Origin of the sequence: Promicromonospora sp. NPDC050249 (assembly GCF_040656015.1) — a bacterium.
Lineage (GTDB): Bacteria > Actinomycetota > Actinomycetes > Actinomycetales > Cellulomonadaceae > Promicromonospora.
In genome coordinates, this window is the sequence record NZ_JBFAKY010000029.1 from 56,394 (window position 1) to 63,186 (window position 6,793).

A 6,793-nucleotide genomic window follows, 5' to 3' on the forward strand; every position below is an offset into this window, starting at 1 on the left:
CCTTCTTATGAGCGCGACGAACGCGCAGCCCGCGCCGGTCACCATTGGCGACCTGCAGGTGGGCGCCGACCAGCCCGTGTACGTGATCGGCGAGATCGGCATCAACCACAACGGTGACGTCGAGATCGCCAAGAAGCTGATCGACGTCGCGGTCGAGGCCGGATGCCAGGCCGTGAAGTTCCAGAAGCGCACTCCGGAGATCAGCACTCCGAAGGACCAGCGCGACAAGATTCGTCAGACGCCCTGGGGCGAGATGACGTACCTCGAGTACAAGTACAAGGTTGAGTTCGAGGAGCCCGAGTACACGGAGATCGACGCGTACGCCAAGGACAAGGGCGTGCAGTGGTTCGCCTCCCCGTGGGACGCGCCGTCGGTGGACTTCCTCGAGAAGATGGACGTGCCGACCCACAAGGTGGCCTCCGCCTCCGTGACGGACCACGAGATGCTGCGTGCGCTCGCCGCGACCGGCAAGCCGATCATTCTCTCGACCGGCATGTCGACGCTCGAGCAGATCGACGCCGCCGTGGAGATCCTGGACACGAGCAAGCTCGTGATCCTGCACTCCACCTCGACCTACCCGCTTCCCCCCGAGGAGGCGAACCTGCGCACCATCACGACGCTGCAGGAGCGCTACGGCGTGCCCATCGGCTACTCGGGCCACGAGACCGGTCTGCAGATCTCGATCGCGGCAGTGGCACTCGGTGCCGTCGCCGTGGAGCGGCACATCACGCTCGACCGCGCCATGTGGGGTTCGGACCACGCCTCCTCGCTCGAGCCCAAGGGCCTCGAGAACCTGGTGCGCGACATCCGCATCCTCGAGAAGGCGCTCGGCGACGGCCAGAAGCGCGTCATGCCCGGCGAGTTCTCGCCGATGTCGCGGCTCCGTCGCGTCGACGCCTGAGCCGAAGGCGCAGCGCAGGCTCAGGCGCGGAAGATGGAGCCTGAGCCGAAGGCGCAGCGTAGGGTGAGGGCCGAACGAGGCACTTGCCCGAAGCGAAACCCCAGGCTCAGGCGCGTCAGACGCGCCTGAGCCGAGCGCACGACGTGGGCTCGGACACCCGACGGGGTCCGGGCCCGCGAACTGTTCATTCGTCGGAGGCGGGCGCCGCACGCGCGGTGCCCGCCTCTGATGTACCCAGGACCGGGAAACTCCCGGGCCGGCGCGGTCCGGCATCGTGTCCACGAGAGGGGGCCTCGTGCCCGAGCGGGTAGAGGCGGCCAGCATGCCGTTGGTGACGGTGGTCGCCGTCGTACGTGACGAGGAGCCGTACCTCGAGGCGATGGTGCGGTCGATCCTGGAACAGGACTACCCGCACCCGCTGCACATGGTGCTCGCGGTGGGTCCCTCGCGGGACCGTACGCACGAGATCGCCGAGAAGCTCGCGGCCGAGACGGGCCGTGTCACCGTCGTGGACAACCCGACGGGCTCCAAGCCGCTCGGCCTCAACGCGGGCCTGGCACGGATGCCCGAGGGCCACTCGATCTTCGTGCGGGTGGACGGCCACACGGTCGCCGAGCCCACGTACGTCCGGCGCGCGGTGGAGGCCCTCCGGGCCGCCGGGGCCGACGGCGTGGGCGGGCGTATGCTGCCCGTCGGTGACACCCCCGTGCAGAAGGCCGTGGCGCGCGCGATGAGCCACCCCGCTGGTCTCGGCGCCGCGTCCTTCCACACGGGCGGCAGCGCAGGTCCGGCCGAGACGGTCTACCTGGGCACGTTCCGCCGTGAGGCGCTCGAACGCGTGGGCGGGTACTCGCCGCTGTACGTGCGCGCGCAGGACTGGGAGCTGTGCCTGCGGCTGCGGAACAGCGGGAGCCTGCTCTGGTTCGACCCGTCGCTCGTCGTCGAGTACAAGCCGCGCCGGACCTTCGGCGCCGTCGCCACGCAGTTCTGGCGCACCGGTATGTGGCGCCGCGAGGTCGTCCGGCGGAACCCGGGCACGGCCAGCCTGCGCTATCTCGCGCCGCCGACGGCGGTGCTGGTGCTCGGCATCTCGGTGCTGGCAGCGGTGGCCGGCGCGGTCACCGGTCTGGTCCCGCTGCTCGTCGCGGGACTGGTGCCGCCGGTGACCTACCTCGCAGGCGTGGTCGGGGCCTCCGTGCACGCGGCGACCCGGCGCCCGCGGCTCGACCTGAGCTCCGCGCTGCGGTTGCCCGCCACGATGGTCATCATGCACATGGCGTGGGGTGCGGGCTTCCTGCGCGGCCTGACGGAGCGGGTCCGGGTCGACGACGGCGTCTGACCCGGACCCCCACCGGACCGGCTCGCCGGTCAGGCCTTCTTGTCGAGGAAGAGCAGCCGGACGGGCCGGGTCGACAGCCGGACCACGTCGTAGAGGAACTTCGGCAGGTACATCTGCAGCGCCATCCGGATGTACCGCGACCGCTGCCACGGCTTGACGTCCCGCAGCTCCGTCAGGTCGCCTGCGGCGCGCCGTCCGGCCAGCCGGCGGACGCTCGCGGGCAGCTCCGACTCACCACCGTGCAGGTAGTTCTCGTCGAGCCACGTCGGGTCGGGGTCGGGACCGCCGGCGCGGAACGCCTCGGCGGCGTCGGCCACGGACATGACGCACCCGCTGCCGGTGAACGGCTCGTTCAGGAGCTCCGGGGTCACCCCGAAGTCGTCGATGATCGCGGTGGACAGCCCAAGGGCCAGCGACTCCATGGCCGCCGTCGAGCTGACGGTCATGAGCGCGGTGCCCGGCTGCAGCCACTCGGCCATGGGGCCGTCCACGAAGTGCAGCGCCGCACGGTCGTGACCCAGTCGTGCGTGCTCCGCCTCCCACAGGTCGTCGTACGGGAACGCCTCGTTGTGCGTCTGCCGCTCGCCCTTGCGCGCACGCAGCTTGACGATCACCTCGAAGCCGTCCTCCGAGAGCCGGGCGAGGCGGTCCAGGAGGGTGACCCGGTCGGGCTGGTTGTCGGGCACCTTGGCCTGCGCCGCGAACACGACACGCTTGACGGCCTCGGTGCCGAGGTTCTGCGACGTGTGCTCGAGGAACGGCAGCTGCGCCAGCGGGACGTCCGGCGCGACGCCCTGCAGGGCGAAGGCCTCCCGGTACGCCTCGATCTCGCGGCGGCTGTGCACCACGAACGCGTCGCACCAGCGGCGCCTGGCGGTGCCCTCGCGCGTCGCGGGGAGCGCCATGCCGGGCAGCCCGGTGACGAGCGCGGGGCGCCGGTCACCCGTCGCCCGCACGATGACGCGCGCCAGGACTTCCGCGACCGGTCCGGTAGCGGCGATCAGCACGACGTCGGGCACGTCCTCGCGGATGCGTCTGCCCAGCTCACGGAGGGAGAGCACGGAGGGACGCACCACCGACGAGCCCGCGACCGCCGCCGCGATCTGCCCGGTGGTGGGTGCGATCGGCGTCTTGACGATCATCGCCGAGCGGCTCAGGCCGGTGTCGTCCGCGGGGCCGAGGCGGTCGAGCGTCGCGCAGGCCCATTTGAGATAGGAGTCGCTGTCCGCGACCGCGAGCACACGGATGGACGCGGGGACGGCGTGCTCGTCGCTGTTCAGGAGAACCACGCCGCGAAGTCTCTCATGTCTGGGGCGCCCAGTAACCCGGGCCCCGTCATGTCGTCCCCCGTGCGGCGCGGGCGAGCTCGAGCACGCTGCGCAGGTGGGCCCGCAGCTCGGCCGAGGCGTCCGGCGACCACCACGAGTCGGGCACGTCGTGCGGCGTCACCTCCACACCGCGCGGGCCGAGGACGGTGGTGAGCAGCACGGCGGAGGTGGACGGCAGGCTCACGACGCGCTGGCCGGCGGACAGCCCGCGCAGGCGCAGCTCCACAGGGGCGCCCGGCGCGTCGACGACCACGCCGGGGAGCTGCCGCAGCCGCGCGAGCACCGGCTCGGTCTGCCTGCGGTGCGGGAAGTAGCGCAGCGGCCCGTCCGCGGCCAGGCCGCGTACCCAGTCGAGGTAGGCGTCGGTGGCGACGAGCCCGTCCGCCGGCATCGCGGAGCCGACGACGACTGTGGGTTCCGTCGGTGCGTCCGACACCACCTGCCGGGACAGCCAGGTGAAGCCGTTGTGCCGCACGTCGAAGCCCTGCGAGCGCAGGGCATCGGACAGCTCCGCCTCGATCGGCAGCGCGGTGAAGATCACCACCCGGCCGTCGGCGGCCAGCGAGCGCAGGCGGCCTGCGGCCACGGCGCCCAGCCGCCGGCGCGCGCCGAGCGCGCGGCCGCCCAGGCGGACCAGCGGCGCGGAGCGGGCGAGCAGGCGGGCCAGCTCGAGGGTCGCCAGGCCGTCGTCGACCAGGACCACCTGCTCGGGGCGGCGCAGCGTGGCGGTGACCTGGAAGAGGCCGGAGAAGGCGTCACCGACCAGCCAGATCGGCTCGCGGGCCGTGAGGGCGGTCCGCCGCCCGGCGAGGTCGAAGGTGACGCCGGACGGGAGGTCGAACTTCCGCACGGCGGCGAGCGCATCGCCGAGCGCGGGGACGTCGTCGCGGACGTGGACGTGCAGCTGTCCGCCACCGAGCCCGGCGGCGTGCGCCTCCAGCGTGCAGAGCAGCTGCAGGGGCGACTCGACCAGGGCTCCGGCGACGCGCTGAGCCGAGTTTCGCGGGGTGGTTCGCGGGATGGGACGTGGCTGACGCACGGGGTGCAGTGTCTCACGTGCCCCTCGCCGGACGGCGCCGTTCCTGCCGCTGGAATCCCGACCTGTGCGGTATGGTTTCTGCCCGGACCGATACGATCCTGCATCCGACTAGAATCTTGGTCAGGGCCGGTGTAACACCGGCCGTGACCCGACAGACAGGTATCTCTCGCATCGTGAGCACACCTACGACTGATGCGGCGAAGCCCCAGGCCGCTCCGGCCCGGGGCGCGAAGCCGCAGCCGCCGCCAGCGATCGTGCCGGACACGACGTCGGCGCAGCGGCAGGCGCTCGCCCAGAAGTACGGCCTGCGCCCCCTGAACGTCCGACCGCCGCTCGGCGAGTACATCCGCGAGCTGGCGCGACGCAGGTCGTTCATCCGGGTCATGGCGACCTCCACGGCGTACGCCCGCAACCAGCGCAACTACCTGGGCCAGCTCTGGGCGATCCTGAACCCCGTCCTGAACGCGACCATGTACGTGCTGGTCTTCGGGCTCCTGCTCGGCATCAACCGTGGCCTCGAGAACACCATCGCGTTCATCGTGATCGGCACGTTCATGTTCCGGTTCTTCGAGGCCTCGGTCAGCGGCGGCTCGAAGTCCATCAGCGGCAAGACGTCGCTGCTGCGCTCGCTGCACTTCCCGCGTGCGGTGCTGCCCATCTCGTCCGTGCTGTCGCAGCTCGCCACCCTGCTGCCCGCGATCGTCGTCATGTGCGGCATCGCGCTGATCAGCGGCTTCGTGCCGGACAACGAGATGATCCACGTCACGTGGTGGTGGCTCCTGATCCCGGCCGCGCTCGCGATGATGTGGGTGTTCAACACCGGCGTCGCGTTCATCATGGCCCGGCTCGTGGCCTCGACCCCGGACCTCGACAACATCGTCAGCTTCGTCATGCGGCTGCTGATGTTCGGGTCGGGCGTGATCTTCCCGGTGAGCCACTACGTGGACAACCTGAGGTTCGGCCCGGTGGCCACGGAGATCGTCGCGGACATCCTGACCTACCAGCCCGTGGCCGTATACCTGTACCTGATGCGCTCGGTGGTGACCAACGAGTCGACGATGCCGCCGGACAACGGGCTCATGTGGGCCTGCGGCGGTGCGTGGGCACTGCTGTTCTTCGTGGTCGGGTTCATCGTCTTCTGGCGCGGAGAGGAGAAGTACGGACGTGACTGAGGCAGACGCGCACCTGGATTTCGACCTGGAGCTCGAGCCGGAGGACCTGGACGGCGAGGCCCCCAGGACCAAGATCGGTGACCCGTGCCTGGTCGTCGACGACCTGCACGTGGCCTACCGCGTGTTCGGCGGGCGAGGCGTGGCCTCGGCCTCCACGGGCGGGACGGTCGTGGAGGTGGAGCGGAAGAAGCCGAGCCTGCTGCGCCGGCTGATCCGGTCCGGCCGGCAGCACGTGGGTGCGGTGAGCGAGGTGCACGCGGTGCGCGGCATCTCCTTCAGCGTCAACCACGGCGAGTCGATAGGCATCGTGGGGATCAACGGTTCCGGCAAGAGCACGCTGCTGCGCGCGGTCGCCGGGCTCATGCCGCCCAAGTCGGGCCACGTCTACGTGTCGGGCGAGCCGTCCCTGCTCGGCGTCAACGCGGCGCTGATGCCGGACCTGACCGGTGAGCGCAACATCATGATCGGTGGCCTCGCCCTCGGCCTGACGCCCAAGCAGGTCGACGAGCGGTTCGACGAGATCGTCGAGTTCGCGGACATCGGTGACTTCGTCTACATGCCGATGCGGACGTACTCGTCCGGTATGGGGGCCCGCCTGCGGTTCGCCATCTCGTCGTCGGCCTCGCCCGACATCCTCATGATCGACGAGGCGCTGGCCACCGGTGACGCCACGTTCAAGGCGAAGTCCAAGGCCCGCATCGAGAAGGTCCGCGAGAACGCCGGGACGGTGTTCCTCGTGAGCCACTCGATCTCGACGATCGAGGCCCTGTGCACCCGCACGCTGTGGGTGCACCAGGGACAGCTCGTCATGGACGGGCCGACGCACGAGGTGGCCGAGGCGTACAAGGACTTCGTGCGCGCGCTGCGCCCGCCGCCCAAGCGCCGGCCGGCCGCCGCCAAGCCCGCCTGACCTACGGCGTCACAGACGAGTGGCCTGGTCCGTCCACGCCGAGTGAGGATGAGGTCTCCGGCCGAGGCGCGGGTCTGCCCGGTCAGGCGCACGGTGTTGCCGTC

The 6,793-nt window shown here is 70.9% G+C and carries 6 protein-coding genes; 4 read left to right on the plus strand and 2 right to left on the minus strand.

Annotated elements, in window-relative coordinates; all coding sequences use genetic code 11:
* Positions 1–7 precede the first annotated feature (7 nt).
* Together AB0I32_RS21190 and AB0I32_RS21195 are read left to right on the plus strand one after the other, a co-directional pair.
* Positions 8–901 carry an N-acetylneuraminate synthase family protein gene (locus AB0I32_RS21190; protein WP_357509608.1) on the plus strand — a complete coding sequence of 298 codons (894 nt, stop codon included), beginning with the start codon at positions 8–10 and terminating at the stop codon, positions 899–901.
* Positions 902–1,196: 295 nt separating this feature from the next.
* On the plus strand, positions 1,197–2,240 hold the full coding sequence (locus tag AB0I32_RS21195; RefSeq protein WP_357509610.1) for a glycosyltransferase family 2 protein: 1,044 nt from the start codon (positions 1,197–1,199) through the stop codon (positions 2,238–2,240).
* A 29-nt stretch (positions 2,241–2,269) separates the two neighbouring features.
* Here AB0I32_RS21195 and AB0I32_RS21200 read toward each other — a convergent pair whose 3' ends face one another.
* Both AB0I32_RS21200 and AB0I32_RS21205 read right to left on the minus strand, forming a co-directional pair.
* Positions 2,270–3,529 carry a DUF6716 putative glycosyltransferase gene (locus AB0I32_RS21200; protein ID WP_357509612.1) on the minus strand — a complete coding sequence of 420 codons (1,260 nt, stop codon included), beginning with the start codon at positions 3,527–3,529 and terminating at the stop codon, positions 2,270–2,272.
* A gap of 46 nt (positions 3,530–3,575) precedes the next feature.
* On the minus strand, positions 3,576–4,607 hold the full coding sequence (locus tag AB0I32_RS21205) for a hypothetical protein (RefSeq protein WP_357509614.1): 1,032 nt from the start codon (positions 4,605–4,607) through the stop codon (positions 3,576–3,578).
* Between the two features lie 173 nt (positions 4,608–4,780).
* Between AB0I32_RS21205 and AB0I32_RS21210 the strand changes: the two genes are divergently transcribed.
* Both AB0I32_RS21210 and AB0I32_RS21215 read left to right on the plus strand, forming a co-directional pair.
* A complete protein-coding gene (locus AB0I32_RS21210; protein WP_357509616.1) occupies positions 4,781–5,779 on the plus strand; it encodes an ABC transporter permease in 999 nt (332 codons plus the stop codon).
* Positions 5,772–6,689: an ABC transporter ATP-binding protein gene (locus tag AB0I32_RS21215; protein WP_357509618.1), complete on the plus strand. Its 918-nt coding sequence runs from the start codon at positions 5,772–5,774 to the stop codon at positions 6,687–6,689. Before AB0I32_RS21210 ends, AB0I32_RS21215 begins: the two co-directional genes overlap by 8 nt.
* Positions 6,690–6,793 lie beyond the last annotated feature (104 nt).